The organism is Stomatobaculum sp. F0698 (assembly GCF_030644385.1).
In the GTDB taxonomy this organism is placed as follows: domain Bacteria; phylum Bacillota; class Clostridia; order Lachnospirales; family Lachnospiraceae; genus Moryella.
Genome location: NZ_CP130060.1, coordinates 701,003 through 717,694, shown reverse-complemented (window position 1 = coordinate 717,694; position 16,692 = coordinate 701,003). Strand labels below are relative to the sequence as shown.

The 16,692-nt window shown below is 56.9% G+C and carries 15 protein-coding genes; 2 read left to right on the top strand and 13 right to left on the bottom strand.

Translation table 11 applies throughout. The features are described 5' to 3' along the window. Positions 1-55 precede the first annotated feature (55 nt). The gene (gene dapF / locus QU660_RS03400) at positions 56-850 is read right to left on the bottom strand and encodes a diaminopimelate epimerase (protein ID WP_304946937.1); all 795 of its coding nucleotides are present in this window, start codon (positions 848-850) and stop codon (positions 56-58) included. Positions 851-969: 119 nt separating this feature from the next. Here dapF and QU660_RS03395 point away from each other — a divergent pair, with 119 nt between their 5' ends. Further along, on the top strand, positions 970-1,974 hold the full coding sequence (locus QU660_RS03395; RefSeq protein WP_304946936.1) for a DUF4349 domain-containing protein: 1,005 nt from the start codon (positions 970-972) through the stop codon (positions 1,972-1,974). On the opposite strand, the gene QU660_RS03390 is transcribed toward QU660_RS03395, so the two are convergent. From QU660_RS03390 to QU660_RS03365, 6 genes are read right to left on the bottom strand one after another with little or no spacing between them, the layout of a single operon-like run. Then, the gene (locus tag QU660_RS03390; protein WP_304947215.1) at positions 1,966-3,165 is read right to left on the bottom strand and encodes a pyridoxal phosphate-dependent aminotransferase; all 1,200 of its coding nucleotides are present in this window, start codon (positions 3,163-3,165) and stop codon (positions 1,966-1,968) included. The two genes, QU660_RS03395 and QU660_RS03390, sit on opposite strands and share 9 nt — an antisense overlap. Next, positions 3,162-4,445, bottom strand: coding sequence for an O-antigen polymerase (locus tag QU660_RS03385; RefSeq protein WP_304946935.1), 1,284 nt, complete (start codon positions 4,443-4,445; stop codon positions 3,162-3,164). Before QU660_RS03385 ends, QU660_RS03390 begins: the two co-directional genes overlap by 4 nt. Continuing rightward, on the bottom strand, positions 4,442-5,860 hold the full coding sequence (locus QU660_RS03380; protein WP_304946934.1) for a CdaR family protein: 1,419 nt from the start codon (positions 5,858-5,860) through the stop codon (positions 4,442-4,444). Before QU660_RS03380 ends, QU660_RS03385 begins: the two co-directional genes overlap by 4 nt. Beyond that, positions 5,838-6,728, bottom strand: a complete 891-nt coding sequence (cdaA, locus tag QU660_RS03375; protein WP_304946933.1) for a diadenylate cyclase CdaA — start codon at positions 6,726-6,728, stop codon at positions 5,838-5,840. The genes QU660_RS03380 and cdaA overlap by 23 nt, the downstream gene beginning before the upstream one ends. 3 nt (positions 6,729-6,731) lie before the next feature. Further along, positions 6,732-7,700: an ABC transporter permease gene (locus QU660_RS03370; RefSeq protein ID WP_304946932.1), complete on the bottom strand. Its 969-nt coding sequence runs from the start codon at positions 7,698-7,700 to the stop codon at positions 6,732-6,734. Continuing rightward, positions 7,693-8,124, bottom strand: coding sequence for a hypothetical protein (locus QU660_RS03365; RefSeq protein WP_304946931.1), 432 nt, complete (start codon positions 8,122-8,124; stop codon positions 7,693-7,695). The genes QU660_RS03370 and QU660_RS03365 overlap by 8 nt, the downstream gene beginning before the upstream one ends. Positions 8,125-8,255: 131 nt before the next feature. On the opposite strand from QU660_RS03365, the gene upp reads away from it, so the two are divergent. Beyond that, the gene (gene upp, locus QU660_RS03360) at positions 8,256-8,885 is read left to right on the top strand and encodes a uracil phosphoribosyltransferase (RefSeq protein WP_304946930.1); all 630 of its coding nucleotides are present in this window, start codon (positions 8,256-8,258) and stop codon (positions 8,883-8,885) included. Between the two features lie 109 nt (positions 8,886-8,994). Here the strand turns inward: upp and QU660_RS03355 are convergent, their stop codons facing one another. The 6 genes from QU660_RS03355 to nrdD form a co-directional block, all read right to left on the bottom strand. After that, the gene (locus QU660_RS03355) at positions 8,995-9,540 is read right to left on the bottom strand and encodes a DUF6609 family protein (protein WP_304946929.1); all 546 of its coding nucleotides are present in this window, start codon (positions 9,538-9,540) and stop codon (positions 8,995-8,997) included. A gap of 108 nt (positions 9,541-9,648) precedes the next feature. After that, complete coding sequence (locus tag QU660_RS03350; protein WP_304946928.1) at positions 9,649-12,102, bottom strand: homocysteine S-methyltransferase family protein; 2,454 nt, start codon at positions 12,100-12,102, stop codon at positions 9,649-9,651. 17 nt (positions 12,103-12,119) lie between these two features. Then, entirely contained in the window at positions 12,120-12,779 is a 660-nt protein-coding gene (locus tag QU660_RS03345) for a vitamin B12 dependent-methionine synthase activation domain-containing protein (protein ID WP_304946927.1), read from the bottom strand. After that, on the bottom strand, positions 12,779-13,645 hold the full coding sequence (locus QU660_RS03340; protein WP_304946926.1) for a methylenetetrahydrofolate reductase: 867 nt from the start codon (positions 13,643-13,645) through the stop codon (positions 12,779-12,781). Before QU660_RS03340 ends, QU660_RS03345 begins: the two co-directional genes overlap by 1 nt. A gap of 90 nt (positions 13,646-13,735) precedes the next feature. Further along, a complete protein-coding gene (gene nrdG / locus QU660_RS03335) occupies positions 13,736-14,284 on the bottom strand; it encodes an anaerobic ribonucleoside-triphosphate reductase activating protein (RefSeq protein ID WP_304946925.1) in 549 nt (182 codons plus the stop codon). Positions 14,285-14,301: 17 nt separating this feature from the next. Further along, entirely contained in the window at positions 14,302-16,536 is a 2,235-nt protein-coding gene (nrdD, locus tag QU660_RS03330) for an anaerobic ribonucleoside-triphosphate reductase (RefSeq protein WP_304946924.1), read from the bottom strand. Positions 16,537-16,692 lie beyond the last annotated feature (156 nt).

The following is a 16,692-nucleotide window of genomic DNA, read 5'->3' as shown; positions in this document are numbered from 1 at the left end:
TGAGCCCAATGCGCCATTTTCTTCCGACCTACTATAGCAAAAAAGGAGCCCGCTGTCACTCTGAGAAATAGCAACCGGAGAAGACTTCGACCGCCGGTCCCGTCATGCGGAAATGCCCGTTCGAAAGACGCTCGAGTTGTAAACTGCCGCCGAGCAGTTCCACCGTGACGCGCTCGGCTGCGAGGTCACGCTCCATCGCCGCGAAGGCGACCGCGGTTGCGCCCGTGCCGCAAGCCAAAGTCTCTCCGCTACCGCGCTCATACACCCGCATGTGCAGCTTTTCGGGACTCTCTACATAGAGGAATTCCGAATTCACGCCCTCCGGAAAGCGCGGGTGATGTTCATAGGCCGGGCCTATTTTCTCGAGATCCAGGCCTTTCAAGGCCTCCAAGCTGTCTACGAGGTACACTGCATGCGGATTTCCCACATTGACCGGCGTCATGCTTGTCTCCCGCCCGTCCACCGTAATCGGCTCGACAAGTTCGCCGTCGAGTTTCACTTCGCCCATATCGATGCTGACCTCACGTTCTAAAACCTCCGCCTCACGAAGTCCCGCACCGGTCTCGACCGCGAAGCGTCTTGTCTTCACCAGGCCGTGGTCAAAGGCATAGCGCGCCACACAGCGCACGCCGTTTCCGCACATCTTTCCCTCGGAGCCGTCCGCGTTAAACATGCGCATGCGGACCGGCGCGATTTCCGAGGGGCAAATCAGAATCAGACCGTCGCCGCCCACGCCGAAGTGGCGGTCGGCAATGCGTACCGCAAGCGCCTCCGGATTCTCGACCCGTTCCGAAAAGCAGTCGATATAGACATAGTCGTTGCCGAGCCCCTGCATCTTTGTGAATTTCATGTGAACACTTCCTCTCATATGGCTTTCTTCCGCCGTTTTCGCTACAATATAAACAATAAGAACCGACTACACCCAGCGCATTTTCAAAGCTTGCCCCACGCAAGCGGAAAGGACTGACAATGAAACGACATTTTCTGCTTCTTCCGATTACGCTGCTCTCCCTCTCGCTCGCTTCCTGCGGCATGCAAGAGAGTTCAAGCGACCGGGATTCCTCCTACGTCGCAAAGAGCGCTGCCCAAAACGAGACGATGGCTGTGTCCGAGGCCAAGTCCTATGATACTTACGACGGCAGCGCCGCCGGCAGCGACCTCATTACCCTCACGCGGGGCGCGAAAGAAGGACAAAAACTGGTCACAACCGTGAGTCTCGACATGGAAACGCGCGATCTGGACGCTTTCCTCAAAGAGCTGAACACTGCGACCACGGGAGCAGAGGGCTATTTCGAGAGTTCCTCGATGAGCGGCTCCTCCTACGATGCCATCGATAAGTCCCGCTCCGCGAGCTTTACGGCGCGCATCCCCGAAGATAAACTTGCGGCCTATTTGCAGCAACTCAAAGGTAGCGGCAACGTGCTCTCGGAGAACAGCTATGTGAAGGATGTGACGCTCGAGTATACGGATGTGGAGAGCCGCAAGCACGCGCTGACCGCCGAGCGGGATCGCCTCTATGAACTGCTTTCGCAGGCGGCATCGACCGAAGCCATACTCTCAATTCAGCAGCGCATCGGCGAAATCGACTCCCAGCTGGAATCCTACGAATCCCAGCTCCGCCACTTCGATAATTCGGTCAGCTATTCGACCGTGAACCTCTACGTCATGGAAGTGCGCGAGTTTCGCGCCGCGCAGAGCGACAGCTTTCTGCAGCGCGTCAAGACAGGCTTTAAGAACAGTGCCTACTTCGGCGTAGAACTTTGCACCACCGTTTTGGTTCTGCTGCTCGGCCTCTCCCCGATTTGGATTCCTGTCCTCATCCTGGTTCTTCTGCTGATTCACTTCGGAAAGAAGCGCCGCGAAAAAGAGGCCAAAGCTCGTGAAGAAGCGAAGGCCCGCCGCGAAGCGGCGCAGGCAGAAAAAGAAGCCGCCGCTGCCGCCGAAAACAATTCCGCTTCCTCCGAATCAAAGTAACCCCTGCTCCCGATAATATCCGGCAACATTCCGGAATCCTTGGAGCGCATTTTGGACCGTCGTCTCCGCGACACAGTACGCGAGACGCACATAGCCCGGGCACGCAAAGCTCGTGCAGGGCACGGTCAGAATGCGCTCCTCTTTTAATTTTGCCGCAAACGCCGCATCGTCTCCGTTCGGTGCCTTTAAGAGCAGATAAAATGCCCCCTCGGGCTTTACCAAGTGATAGCCCATGGCCGGAAGCTCCTTGAGCAATAAGGCACGGTTCCGCGCGTAGACCGAAAAATCCGAGTGGAATAAGTGTGCGCGCTTCAGTACGCGCTGCATGTAAGAAGGCGCGTTCACAAAGCCGGAAATGCGGTTCGCGATGACCGCCGCCCGGTAGATATCGCGGGACTCCGGGATGCTGTCCGGCAGAAGCAGCCAGCCGATGCGCTCGCCCGGCAGCGAAAGGGTCTTGGAATACGAGTAGACCACCGCCGCATGGGGCATAATCTTAGGCACCCACGGGACTTTGGCCCCGTCATAGACGAGTTCGCGATAGGGTTCGTCCGAGATTACGAGGATGCAGTTTCCGAATTCCCTCTCCTTTTCCGCGAGCACTGCCTGTATCCCGCGGAGCAGCTCCTCGGAGTAAATGACACCGCTCGGGTTATTCGGCGAGTTCAGGATGAGGGCCCGCGTCTTTTCACCGATTGCCGCGCGGAGTGCATCGAGATCCGGGAGAAACGTCTCGGGGTCGGTCGCAACCAACTTGAGCACGCCGCCGTAGTTCTCGACATAGTTCTTGTACTCCGAGAAATAGGGCTTAAAGCTCAGCACCTCATCTCCCGGGTTTAAGACAGTCTTTAATAGGATGTTCAAAGCTGCCGCCGCACCCGTTGTCATGATGAATTGGTCGGCCCTATAGCGTTCTTCCGCCTGCCAAGATACGGTCAGAGCGAGCTCCTTCCGAACATCGGGGAAACCTGCGTTATTCATGTAGCCGTGCACCATAACACTCGGCTCCTCGTCTATCACCTCGCGCATTGCCTGCTCGACACGTGGCGGCGCAGGCACATTCGGGTTCCCTAGGCTGAAGTCATAGACCTTGTCGCTGCCGTACTCCGCGCGAAGACGCTCTCCCTCCTCAAACATCGCCCGAATCACGGAATTCTGTCCGAGCATAGCCTGCATCTGCCTCGAAATCATCCCCATTGTCTTTTTCCTCCGACGAACCAAGCGATCAGTCCGGTCTCCAGGAAATACACCCAGGTCGCCGGATTTGAAAACCAGGTCGTGAAAAACGATAGCATGATATAAATCGAAAACTGCGCGTAGAACATACAGAAGACCGGACTGTGCTGTTCTCTGAGTTTCTTTTCTAAGCGCGCCGCGACAAATCCCAAGAGAGCGCAAAACGCAACCACCCCGAGTATGCCGAAGTCGTACCAGGCGTCATAAATCAGGGTGACGGTCGTGAGCTCGGTCTTGGTCACATAGAGCGGGAAGGCCGTGAGCTCCGGTCGAAGAAATTTGAGTCCGCTGAGCGCAATCAACGGAAACAGCATTTTAAGACCGAAGCTGTGTTGCGGGAGCTCGCGAATCAGACAGTTTACATTGTCATAGTTATTCGCAATGTAAATGTAGGGCTGACTCACAAAGATCGGAAAATGACGCTTCATCTCAAAGATGCCGTTTAAATAGGAGACACTGTGTCCCCGCGCCATGCTGAGGATGCCGTAGGCAGCGAGCAAAAGAGCGAAGCCGAGTACAGCGAGCGGGCCGGGGATGGGGTCCCGCCGGAGCGTGAGCCAGGTAAAGGCCGCCATCAGAACCGCGAGCAAGAGCTGAAAGCGGGACACACAGAGCACGGGAATCAAAAGAGAGAGAACCACCGCGCCTGCCACCGCGACCGTTTCCGCGCGCCCCCTGTGTCGCACTGCGGTCCGGTAAATCAAGGCGAGAGAAGGCACCAGCACACAGGAGACCGTGAGATAGTGAAGACCGCTCACATGAAAATAGGAGTAGGCGTGCGGCATGTGGCGCACCAGAAAGGGTACAAAGCCCAAGATACGCGCCTCGATTAAAAAGGCCGCAAACGAGGCGAGACTCAGGCCGATCAAGGCAAAGAAAAGGCGTTCTTCCCGTATCGCTGCGAGTCTGCCCTCCCGCTGTCTTCCGCCCCGCGAGCTTACTCCGCTCGCAAAGCGAAAGGCGAGACGAAAGGCCCCATAGGCGAGAAAGAAGGCCGCGAAGGTCTGCCACTCCCAAGGCCCCTGCAAGTGCGAGAGTTTTAAACAGGATACCCCCTCTCCGCCCACAAAGGAGAGCGAAAAGAGGGCCAAAAGATTTACCTTGCCGCCGTTTCTCCGTTTTTCCCTCCAAAAGAGAACAAGCGCTGCAAATAGCAGCGCTGTTCCGGAGAGCAAATAATATTGTGTTCTCGCAAAGAGCACCGCTGCCAGATAGCAGAGGAAGTATACAATCACGGCGTTTCCTCCGTGCTTCCGCTGCTGCTCTCACCTGTGCTGTGTTCCGCCGCGGTGGTCGCGGAAGCGCTGCTTCCGCTCTCCCCACTTCGACTCTCCGCACTGCTCTCGCTGCCCGAACTACTCTCGCTGCCCGCACTCTCACTGCTGCTCTCCGTGCTCTGCCGGGACTCTGTCTCACCTGAGCTCACGGTAATCGTCACTTCCGGAACAGCGGTTGCCGTAACCCCCTTCGGGAGTGTCACATGCAGCGGAATGAGATGCACGCCTTCGCCGAGAGAAGCGACTTCGACATAAGCGCCGAGAGAAGCCGTGTTCATATTCAAGAGATCGGTCGCGAGACCCTGAACCGAGACCGAGACCGTCTCGGGCGTCATGGAATAGCGATACTGCGACTTCGCGCCGCGAAGAGAAATACCGCTGTTCAGCCCCAGTGTGAAGTTACGATCCGTGGTCGCTGTGATTTTGACCGTCACGGTAACGGCGGTGCTGCCGGTGGCCGTGATGCCGCTCGGCAGATAGTTCGCCACGTCGATTTGGAAAACTTTGTCCTCTCGCGCACCCTCGATATTGAGCGCGGAGGCGGGAATGCTGAGTTCGGTGGTCTTATTGAGAAGCGTCGTGTCCGCCGAAGTCACCGGAATCGCGCGAACCGCACTCTCGATGCCGGTCATATTGAAGCCGGCTGCCGGTTCGCCGGAGGTCTGGAAGCTGAGCGTCAGGCTCTTGCCGCGCAGCATCGAGACTTCGTACTCCACTTCCTTCGGGTCCACGGTGAGACGCTCGTCGCTCAGTGAAATCTCATTGCCGTTTGCATCATAGTAGATGACGGGGGCCGTGCCGGAAAAACTTTCCGTCGCATCCGAGACCGGAATGCGGACACCGACCGAGGAAATACGCCCCACCTCGGACTCGGGACCGCTGACGCGCACCGAACGCGAACTGAGCGTAACGGCACCCACCTCATAACCGCTCTCCGGCTCCCCTTCTTCGTGGGTGTCGAGCGAGAATACCTTGTTCTGCACATTCTCCGTGTCCACGCGAATCACACCCGGGCGCGCCGTCGGCATACCGCCGATCAGATCGCGATTGCCGACCACTTCGACCATAACCGGGACAGCGCCCGTGATGTCGTAGAGATTCTCGAGATCCACAGTCGCGCGGAAATCTTCCGCCTGAATTTTATAGGCATCTCTGGTTCTGACCTGGTAGCTCACCGTGACGCTGTCGGAATTGGGCAGCGTGTAGGTTTTTCCGGCGCGCGTCAAAACGCTCTCGTTCAGAACCGTGAGCGGCACCGTCTTGGTCCGAACGACCTCGGGATTCGAGATGTTCACGAGCAGGATCCAAATGACAAAACCCACCAGGAGAGAAATCAGCTTAAAGCGCCAATTACTGAGTATTATCTTTTTCATGCTTCTCTTTTCCCTTCAGGAAGCTCCATCCGTTAAAGGCAAAGTGCTTGCTATCCGTCTCATACACAATCAGCGATAAGAGCAGTTCTCTCAGGTCCTCGGGCGTTTCCATGACCTCGAGTCTGCCCGCGCGCGCAACACTGACGCGTCCCGTCTCCTCGGAGACCACTATGGTCACCGCATCGGTTGCCTCGCTGACGCCGATGGCCGCGCGATGCCGTGTTCCGAGATCCTTCGAAATCCGCATGCTGTCGGAGAGCGGCAGATAACAGGTTGCCGACACAATGGTATTGCCGCGTATCACAACCGCGCCGTCGTGCAGAGGCGTATTGTGCTCAAAAATGTTGATGAGCAGCTGGTTTGAGACAATGCCGTCGATGTCGATGCCGGTGCGCACAATATCGTTCAGCGAAATCTTCTGTTCGATGACCATGAGCGCACCGGTCTTTACCTTACCCATTTCAAACGAAGCGCGAACCAACTCATTGACCGTGTGTTCGCTGAACGAAGAGGCGGATCCGCTCTCTCCCATCAGTCCGTTTAAGAAGGAGAGGATGTTCCGGTTTCCGAGCTGCTCGAGCGCCGAACGGAGCTCCGGCTGGAAGATGATAATCAGAGCTGTCACGGCTATGGTCGTGACCTGACCGAGCAGCCAGAGTATGGTGTCCAGATGAAAGAGGGTACAAAAGCCGACAAAGGCGACAATCAGCAGGAGTCCGCGCAGCAGTATCCACGCCTTTGTGTCCATGACCCAGGTCAAAAACGCATAGGTCATCCAGGATATAATGCAAATCTCAATGATGCCCGTGAGCGAGAGCCGCGGCAAAAACTCCATTCCCGCGCTCAAATTCTGAAAGAACAGCTGCATGGCCTACCTCTTCGTCTCGCCTTCATCCGCACTTCTTCGAGGGCGCTTCGGCGTGTTGATTGTCTGCGTTTTGGGCTCAGGCGCCGCGACCGTAATCTTCGGCACCGCCTTTACATAATAGTAGTAGTCATCGTCCTCAAACTGCGAGTACTCCGTCCGCGAATAGTCGACACTGAATACCAGAAAACGGTAGAGTTCGGCGAGCAGACCCGCGAGCACGAGGCCGAGGAGCAGCGGCACGATTTTGACGCCGACTCCGTACCAGAAATTCCCGAGGAAAAACACAAAGAGCATGGTGAGTATGCCCGCAAGTATGCCTGCGTCCCAGGCGTAATCCATCGACAGTCTGCGCACACACCAGACCACCAGCAACGAAAGCGAGAATGCCAAGAGGTAGAGGATCAGCGTCTTATCGAGCAGAACACCGTTCAGCATTTGCAGATACTTCTGCGCGACATCCACGGACTCGCCGTTGGTGAGCGGCGCCGCGTTGTTGTGTACGTAGTTGATGATGTAGTAGAGGATAATGCCGCCGGAGAGCGGAATCACCGAAAACACCGAACCGCCGAGTCCCACCAGGATGGGCAGGAGATACGGGAGTTTTAACTCAAAGAGTACCGGTGTCAGGATGAGGATGACGCTGTCCCGCGGGGAGAAACCGTAGTAGAGCAGCGCGAGTACCAGAAGAAAGGCGAAGGTAATCAGCGCAAACTCCGCAGAGACCGCAAAAATATGGAGCAGCACGGCGATGCCGAGCACCACACAGATGCCGCCCCAGGGCAAAAAGGCCGAGAGCAGCGAAATGAGAAGCACAGCGACAGGCGCACGGAGGCGCCGCTCGTAGCCCATGCCGTTGTTCAGCAGCACGAGCGCAAGCAGCGCCGTCGAAAAATGCAGGACGGGAACAATGATATTCCCGAAGCGCGCGTAACATGCACGCAGTTTCTCGCGAAACACAAACAAATTAAGCATTCGCGCCCTCCTCCTTTGCGAGCTCCTTGATTCTCTCCTCGGTGTCATAGCGCTTTTTGAGGCGATTTAAGCAGCGCAGATGTTCCTTTCGCCTTGCCGCCGACCTGTCGTAGCGCCGACGGAACACAATGTAGGTCAGAATTTCGAACAGCAAGAGACCCACCGCATACGCCACCACGCAGCGCAGCACAAAGCGAAACACAATCAGTACATTGACCGCATTTAAGATGTGTTCCAAATGATAAAGCAATACAATGCCGAGTATCAGCGCATAGCTCAGGGTAAAACTCAAAAAAGACTGCAAAAGGTGCATGCCGATATAGTCCCCCCGAAAGTATTCTTTCGCGGGACGCTCCCATTCGTCTGCACTCTTCTCGTATTTTGCGATTTCATGCATCAGACGTATCTTATCTTCACGCAGCATAAAAACCTCCGTTCACGGCTTTCAGTATAACACATCGGAACTCTCATTGTCACCGCTTGTATGCCGTGCTAAAATGACTGGAAGCACAGAGGCTTTCAGAGCAAAAAGAAACCATGACAGGAGGTCTATACATGGGAGAAGTATTTGTGAACCGCCACCCGCTGGTACAGCATAAGATTACCCGTCTCCGCGACAAGACGACCGGAACCAATGAATTTCGCAGTCTGGTCGAGGAGATCAGCATGCTGATGGGATATGAGGCGCTTGCGGATTTGGAGACCGAGGACATTGAGGTCGAGACACCGCTTGAACGCACCCCCTCGCCGGTCATTGCCGGCAGAAAGATGGCGGTCGTGCCGATACTTCGCGCGGGTCTCGGCATGGTAAACGGCATTCAGGCCCTGGTTCCGACCGCAAAAATCGGTCATATCGGTTTGTACCGCGATCCCGAGTCCCATGAGCCGGTCGAATACTACTGCAAGCTTCCCACCCCGATTGAAGAGCGCACCATAGTGGTCACCGACCCCATGCTCGCAACCGGCGGTTCCGCCTGTGACGCCATTCGTATGATTAAGCAGCACGGCGGCAAGAAGATTAAGTTCATGTGCATCATCGCTGCGCCGGAAGGCTTGGAGCGCCTCCGGAACGCGCACCCCGACATCCAGATTTATGTGGGGCACTTAGACCGCCAGTTGAACGAGCACGCCTACATACTCCCGGGTCTCGGCGACGCGGGCGACCGCATCTTCGGCACGAAGTAAATCAGGTGCACCAAACGAAAAAAGGCAGGGCGACTTCGCTCTGCCTTTTTTGTATTTCCATCCTTTGATTCGCCCTTTCCTTTTTACCGACTCTCTTTGTCCCATCGCTTTAGCTTTGCTTCGACGGCTTCGAGAAGCAAAAGAGATATACGCCGAAGCCGAGTTTAATTGCCGCATCCGCATAAGCGGTGTAAACCAGCGGAAGTTCCGGAAAGGCATAGCCGAGCACAACATTCACGGTGGAAACAAGACTCAGAACAAGCATCGATTTTCCGTGCACATAATAAAAGGGCAGGAAATGAAGCGCGGTGGCCAGAAAGGCGCCGAGCCAGATGCGTCTCCAGTTTTCGCTTGCGAAATACGGTCCGCCGAACAAAGACATCAGCACAAATAACAAGATGATTGCGTAAAATCCCGCTTTTCTTTGAAACGGACTCGAGGGCCCCTCGGAATAACGCCTCTGCAAACTTTGATTGGCATTGATCGAAAGAAACGCTGCGATATAGCCCAGGCTGAACACCGTCATATTAATGTTTTGTTTCCCGCCGATGAACGCGGCCGCAAAAATGACCAGGGACACTGCGATCAACCAAAGGCCGCAGGCTCTCTTATGATAAAACGCGAGTTTCTCGCCCTTCGGATGCAATAAAGACATAGCCTCTCCTCTCCGTTTCTTCTCAAATCCGTTCTGTTCAACTCTACAGCAACTGCTTTCCGCTTCTTCGGCAAAAAGCGAGACAGCTCTTGCTGTCTCGCTTTTCACTTATACCTCCGGGAACAGCGTGTCCGCGTAGCGCACGGTATCCATGGCTTCCTTCGCGTAGCAGTCCGCGCCGATATCGTCCGCGTATTCCTTGGTCATGACAGCGCCGCCGACCACGACCTTGGCATCCGGCTTTTTCTCGCGGAGCAGCTTGATGGTCGACTCCATGTTGACGACGGTTGTCGTCATCAGGGCGCTTAAGCCGACGAGCTTTACATCGTGTTGCAGCGCGGTCTCTACAATGGCCTCCGCCGGCACATCACGGCCCAAGTCATACACCTTATAGCCGTAGTTCTCCATGAGCACCTTCACAATGTTCTTGCCGATGTCGTGAATATCGCCCTTTACGGTCGCGAGTATCACGCTGCCGCGCTCCTTTCGCGCCGTGCCGCTCATGGACTTCTTGACCACTTCAAAGGCAGACTTTGCGGCCTCCGCCGCCATGAGAAGTTGCGGCAGGAAGAGCGTCCCCTTTTCAAAGCCCTTGCCCACCACATCGAGGGCGGGAATCAGCTCTCGGTTTACGATGTCGAGGGGAGCCTCTCCCTCTTCGATGCGGCGCGTGGTCTCCTCCGTCGCCTTCTCGCCGAGACCGAAGCGGATTGCGTCAATGAGGGGCGAGCCCTGCATGCCCTCGGGGAGTTCCGCACTGCCGATTTTTGCCTTCTCGCCGCCCTCTGCCGCGACAACGACCTTGCCCTTACCCGCAAACACATTGGCCTTACCCGCATACTCCGCGATATAGCCCTGGCACTGCCGGTCGAATCCGGAGAGCGCCAGGTAGGAGCGGTAGGCCGCCATCATCGCCTCGTTGTTCGGGTTGATGATGGCGCAGGAGAGCCCGCTCTTCATGGCGAGCGCAAAGAAGAAGCTGTTGATCAACTCGCGCTGCGGCAGTCCGAAGGAGATATTGCTGACACCGAGTATCGAGTGCCCGTGCAACTCGTCGCGGACACGGCGCAGCACTTCGAGGGTCACATTTGCCGAGTTGTCGTCGGTCGAGATGGTCATCGCGAGGCCGTCGATGATGATGTCCTCCGGCGGGATGCCGTACTCCGCCGCGCGCGCATAAATCTTCTTCGCGACGCGAATGCGGCCCTCCGCATCCTCGGGGATACCATTCTCATCGAGAGCCAGGCCCACGACCACGCCGCCGTACTTTGCGACCAGCGGGAGTACGGTCTCAAGGCTCTCCTCCTTGCCGTTCACGGAGTTGATCATGGCCTTGCCGTGGTAGAGGCGAAGACCGCGCTCCAGTGCCTCCAAATTCGTCGTGTCGAGCTGCAGCGGCAGCGCCGTGACACCCTGGAGTCTGGTCATCACCGTCTCCATCATCTCCGGCTCGTTGATCTCCGGAAGGCCCACGTTCACATCCAGCATGTCCGCGCCGGCCTCTTCCTGTTCTATGCCCTGCTCCAAGATGTACTCGATATCGCCCGTTCGGAGCGCCTCTTTAAAGCGCTTCTTGCCGGTCGGGTTGATGCGCTCGCCGATGATAACGGGGCGCTTGCCGAGCTCCACCGTCTGCGAGAACGAAGAGACCACGGCGCGGTGCTTATTTACCGGCGCTTCGAAGGGAAGCGCGCGCGTCGCTTCGATTTCGAGGCGTATGTGCTCCGGCGTGGTGCCGCAGCAGCCGCCGAGCACGTGGACACCGAGTTCCGCAATTTTCTTCATCTCCGCGGCGAATTCCTCTGCCCCGAGATCGTAGTAGGTCACGCCGTCCTTCGCATGCGGCAGCCCGGCATTCGGATTTACAATGATGGGGAGCGAGCAGACTTCGCGGAGCTGTTTTACGATCGGATAGAGCTGCAGCGGTCCGAGGCCGCAGTTCACACCGAGTGCATCGACCCGAAGGCCCTCGAGCATCGCCGTGACGCTCTCCACCGTGCCGCCGGTCAGCATCTTTCCCTTCTCGTCAAAGACCGTTGTGACAAAGACCGGAAGATCCGAGTTCTCCTTTGCCGCGAGCACCGCAGCCTTTGCCTCCATCGCATCGGACATGGTCTCGATCAGCACGAGATCCGCCCCCTCTTCCTTGCCCCAGCGCACCGCCTCCGCAAAAATCGCGACACAGTCCTCAAAGGCGAGATCGCCCATCGGCTTTAAGAGGCGTCCGGTGGGGCCCAAGTCCAGCGCGACAAAGCCGTCCGTTCGACCGCTTCGCTGAAGGCCCGTTCTAACATGGCGCACACCCGCGCGGACAATTTGCTCGAGCTCCGTCCTGTCCGGGTAGTGCAGGCGGTTTGCGCCGAAGGTATTGCTGTTCACAATGTCCGCGCCCGCACGGAAATATGACTCCGCAATCTCAATGATGTCCTCGGGGCGCTCCAGATTCCACCGCTCCGGCAGTTCTCCGCCCTTTAGGCCCTTTTCCTGTAAAAGGGAGCCGGTTCCGCCGTCACAGTAGAGCCACTCCTTGCCGAGACAGGCGCGTAAATCTCTCTTCTCCATCTCTTGTTCTCCCTCTCTTATCTCCGAAAACTACAGTCTCTTTTTCCGCAGCTCTCACAGCCCTGAATCAGACAGTGGGAGTCCTCGGTCGAAACCCCGATCAGCGCCGTGACCGACTTGGTCGGCATCATCAAAAGGCTCTCGGTCAGGGTAATACCCGTGTTCTTCTGCACATCGAGCACGCGAAACAGCTCGGGTTGAATGGCGAGCGGCAGGTCACCGTAGCCCGGCGAAAAGCGCGGGCGCAGGAACTTGCCCTCTGCCGCCGCCTCCTCCTTGAGCTTCCGGTTCAGCGCGTCGCAATAGCTCTCAATCAGCATGGCGCCGGCCGCCTGATAAATCACAGCCCGACTCATGCGGCCGATTGCCGAGGCGCGCGCCGCGAGCCTGTCCATCGCAAAGCCTATGGTAGCCGCCATGAGATAGGCCTCGTCGCAGCCGCGCATGTTTCGCGCGAGCGCCCGGCTCTCAAGCTCCATGTCGCCGATGCGGAAACGCTGTTCCCCGAGAAATTCAAGCGGAAAGCGCCGCGCGACCGAGCGCAGTTCGGCCTGCGCCACCAGATCCCCGACACAGCGCTCCACAACTTCCTTCACCTCGCCCTCCGGCTGCTCCTTCCGATAGCCGAGGTAACGGTAGACCTCGCTGTAGTCGAGTTCCAACTCACGCGCTTCCATCAGTCGACAATCTCCGAGAGCTGGTTTAGGATGCGCTCCGCAATCTGCGGGCGGTTCATCGTGTATACATGGATGTGGGTCACGCCGTTTGCGATAAGGTCCACAATCTGCTCGGCCGCGTAGATCACACCTGCCTGCTCCATCGCACCCTGTCGCTCGCCGAAACGGTCCACAATCGCGCGGAAGCGCTGCGGCACCGCCGTGCCGGACATTGCGACCGAGCGCTTTAACTGCTCTGCCCGGGTGATCGGCATGATGCCCGCGATGATCGGAACCGAGATGCCCTTCTCCCTCGCGCGGTAGAGGAAGTTATAAAAAATATTGTTGTCAAAGAAAAGCTGGGTGGTCAGGAAGTCGAGACCCGCATCCACCTTCTCCTTTAAGAACTGAATATCGTCCTCTTTGTGCTCGCACTCCACATGTCCCTCCGGATAGCAGGCACCGCCGAGGCAGAAGAAATCGCCGTCCCTCTCTTTGATATCGCGAATCAACTGTACCGCATAGCGGTAGTCTTCCGAGCGCGTGCCGTCCTGCGGTAAGTCGCCGCGGAGCGCAAGGACGTTCTCGATGCCCTTCTCCTTGTAAAGAGAAAGCATTTTGGTCACATGCTCCCGCGAGGAGGAGACGCAGGTCAGGTGCGCAAGGGTCGGAACGCCGTAGCCGTTCTGAATCTCCGCCGCAATCTCCGCCGTAAAGTCTCCCGTGCCGCCGCCCGCGCCGTAAGTCACGGACATGAAGTCCGGATGCAATGCCGCAATCTTCTTTGCATTCGCCGCAGTCGCCTCGTATTTCTCGGAGGTCTTCGGCGGAAATACTTCGAGTGAGAGTGTAACCGGTTTTTCTTTCAATAACTGACTGATTTTCATAAAAAAAGCCCCTCCCTGTGATTGCTTCATTTTAGCACAGGGAGGGGCCGCTGACCTATGAGATTATACTATCGCAGTCCATTCATTCAATTAATAATGGTGTTTGATCGGATTCTCGTAGCGCGAGTGCACCGGACGGTTTTCCTTGAGACTCTCCTTCAGTTCCAGAATGCGCTGGTTTCTGCTCCCGCGGAAGCGGAGTTTCACATCCTTTTCCGCGAGTATGAACTTGCCGTCCACCAGGATGTCCGCGAGTTCCAGAATGCGCCTGGTCGCCTCGGTGTGACAGCGGCGATTCTCCGTGTCCAGAAGTTCCTCGAAGGTATAGCCCGAGTAGATCCAAACGGTCGCATGCGGCACTTCTTGCTTGACCCGCTCCAGAAACGGCAGGAGGACGCGCTGGTTCTGCGCCTCCATGGGCTCGCCGCCGAGCAGCGAGAGCCCGTCGATGTAGGAGGGGCGAAGATGCTCTATGATATCGTCCTCGACCTCTCGCGTGAAGGGATCGCCGAAGTTAAAATCCCAGGTCTCCTCGTTAAAACAACCCGGACAGTGGTGCGTGCACCCGCTCACAAAGAGCGAGATGCGCGCGCCTATGCCATTTGCCGTATCCGCATAAAACACCTGTCCGTAATTCATTCTTCCTCCCGGACTTTTCAGTCCTCGACGCTCTTACAACCTGCCTCCCGCTTTGCGGTCGAGACATGCAGGACGCGGTCGCGAATCTCCTGTGTTCTTCCCTGGTTCCAGAACTGCGTGCCGATGTAGCCGCAGGTTCTCCGCGCGACAAAGAGCTTCTCCTGATCGTGGTTGCCGCAGTTCGGGCACTCCCAAATCAGCTTGCCGTTCTCGTTCTCGCGAATCTTAATCTCACCGTCATAACCGCAGACCTGGCAGTAATCGCTCTTCGTGTTGAGCTCCGCGTACATGATGTGATCGTAAATATAGCGCATCATCGAGAGCACCGCCGGGATATTGTTCTGCAGATTCGGCACCTCGACATAGCTGATGGCACCGCCCGGGGAGAGCTTCTGGAAGTCCGCCTCAAACGAGAGCTTCTGGAAGGCATCGACCTTCTCGCTCACGTGGACGTGGTAGCTGTTGGTGATGTAGTTCTTGTCCGTGACACCCGGAATGATGCCGAAGCGCTTCTGCAGGCTCTTTGCGAACTTGTAGGTCGTGGACTCCATCGGCGTTCCGTAAATCGAATAGCTGATGCGCTCCGCCTCACGCCACTCCGCGCACTTGTCGTTCAGCTTCTGCATGACCTTGATTGCGAACGGCCGGCCGATTTCCGCGTCGGTGTGGCTCTTGCCCGTCATCCGCATGCACATCTCGTAGAGGCCCGCGTAGCCGAGCGAAATGGTCGAGTAATTGTCAAACAGGAGCTTGTCAATGGTCTCGCCCTTATTTAAGCGCGCCAGTGCGCCGTGCTGCCAGAGTATGGGTGCAACGTCGGAGACGGTGCCGAGCAGTCTCTCGTGACGGCAGCGGAGCGCGCGGTGGCAGAGCTCCAGTCTCTCCTCAAGTATCTCCCAGAACTTGTCCATATCGCCGTAAGAGGAGCAGGCAACATCGACGAGGTTGATGGTCACAACGCCCTGGTTGAAGCGGCCGTAGTACTTGTGCGCGCCGTTCTCACCGAGGCCCTCGAGATCCGGGGTCAGGAAGGAGCGGCAACCCATGCACGGGTACACATCGCCGTTCTTGTACTCCTTCATCTTCTTCGCCGAGATGTAGTCCGGCACGAGGCGCTTCGCGGTGCACTCCGCCGCGAGCTCGGTGAGCTCCCAGTACGGTGCGTCCTCGCTGATATTGTCCTCGTCCAGAACGTAGATCAGCTTCGGGAAGGCCGGGGTAATCCAGACGCCCTTCTCGTTCTTGACGCCGCGCATTCTCTGCAGCAGCACTTCGCGGATGATGCTCGCGAGATCGTCTCTTAAGCGTCCCTCCGGAACCTCATCGAGGTACATGAACATCGTGACAAACGGCGCCTGACCGTTACAGGTCATGAGCGTAATCAGCTGGTACTGAATGGTCTGGATACCGCTGCGAATCTCCTCTTTCAGTCTGCGCTCGGTGATGCGGTCCACGATTTCATCGTCCACGGACTCACCGCAGAGCTCTCTCTCCTCCAGGACCGCCTTGCGAATCTTCTGACGGCTCACGTCGACAAAGGGCGCGAGGTGCGAGAGCGTAAAGGACTGACCGCCGTACTGGTTCGAAGCGACCTGTGCGACAATCTGGGTCGTGACATTGCAGGCCGTAAAGAAGCTGTGCGGCTTCTCGATCATGGTCTCGCTGATCACGGTGCCGTTCTGCAGCATGTCCTCCAGGTTGATGAGATCGCAGTTGTGCTCGCGCTGCGCATAGTAATCGGAATCGTGGAAGTGAATCAAGCCCTCCTCGTGCGCCTTCACAATCTCCTCGGGCAGCAGAATGCGGCGCGTCAGATCCTTCGAGACTTCACCCGCCATGTAGTCGCGCTGGGTCGAGTTGATGACCGGGTTCTTGTTCGAGTTCTCCTGCTTCACTTCCTCGTTCGCCTGGTCGATCAGGGAGAGTATGCCCTCGTCTGTCGTATTCGCATGACGCGCAAGGCTTCTCTTGTAGCGGTAACGAATGTACTTCTGCGCAACCTCAAAGCCGCGCATCTCCATGATGCCGGTTTCGACCATCTCCTGAATGTCCTCGACGTTGACGGCGCGCTTGATGTTCGCAACCTCTGCGGCAATCTTATCCGCAATCGCCTGAATCTGGTAGGTGTTCATCTGGTGAATTCTGTCCACCTCGCGGTTTGCCGCCTCAATCGCATTCACGATTTTCTCGATGTCAAACTCCACTTCCTGGCCGTTGCGCTTAATGACATTGGTTCTGACCTTGGTTTCCATCCCGTTCCCCTCTTTCGCGGTTCATCTCCACTAGATGTGGAGTATCAATAAAATAGAAGCCCCATAATTAGGGCTCCTATAGTGTACCGCTCTTGACTGGAATTGAAAACATGGCAAAGCGCCGAAACAGAGCGAGAAAAGTCCAGTAAGTGCGTT

Coding starts and splice junctions, on each gene's coding strand:
- dapF (WP_304946937.1), bottom strand. CDS start 850: ATGAAATTCACAAAGATGCAGGGGCTCGGCAACGACTATGTCTATATC.
- upp (WP_304946930.1), top strand. CDS start 8,256: ATGGGAGAAGTATTTGTGAACCGCCACCCGCTGGTACAGCATAAGATT.
- QU660_RS03395 (WP_304946936.1), top strand. CDS start 970: ATGAAACGACATTTTCTGCTTCTTCCGATTACGCTGCTCTCCCTCTCG.
- cdaA (WP_304946933.1), bottom strand. CDS start 6,728: ATGCAGCTGTTCTTTCAGAATTTGAGCGCGGGAATGGAGTTTTTGCCG.
- QU660_RS03390 (WP_304947215.1), bottom strand. CDS start 3,165: ATGATTTCGAGGCAGATGCAGGCTATGCTCGGACAGAATTCCGTGATT.
- QU660_RS03355 (WP_304946929.1), bottom strand. CDS start 9,540: ATGTCTTTATTGCATCCGAAGGGCGAGAAACTCGCGTTTTATCATAAG.
- nrdD (WP_304946924.1), bottom strand. CDS start 16,536: ATGGAAACCAAGGTCAGAACCAATGTCATTAAGCGCAACGGCCAGGAA.
- QU660_RS03345 (WP_304946927.1), bottom strand. CDS start 12,779: ATGGAAGCGCGTGAGTTGGAACTCGACTACAGCGAGGTCTACCGTTAC.
- QU660_RS03365 (WP_304946931.1), bottom strand. CDS start 8,124: ATGCTGCGTGAAGATAAGATACGTCTGATGCATGAAATCGCAAAATAC.
- nrdG (WP_304946925.1), bottom strand. CDS start 14,284: ATGAATTACGGACAGGTGTTTTATGCGGATACGGCAAATGGCATAGGC.
- QU660_RS03350 (WP_304946928.1), bottom strand. CDS start 12,102: ATGGAGAAGAGAGATTTACGCGCCTGTCTCGGCAAGGAGTGGCTCTAC.
- QU660_RS03340 (WP_304946926.1), bottom strand. CDS start 13,645: ATGAAAATCAGTCAGTTATTGAAAGAAAAACCGGTTACACTCTCACTC.
- QU660_RS03380 (WP_304946934.1), bottom strand. CDS start 5,860: ATGAAAAAGATAATACTCAGTAATTGGCGCTTTAAGCTGATTTCTCTC.
- QU660_RS03370 (WP_304946932.1), bottom strand. CDS start 7,700: ATGCTTAATTTGTTTGTGTTTCGCGAGAAACTGCGTGCATGTTACGCG.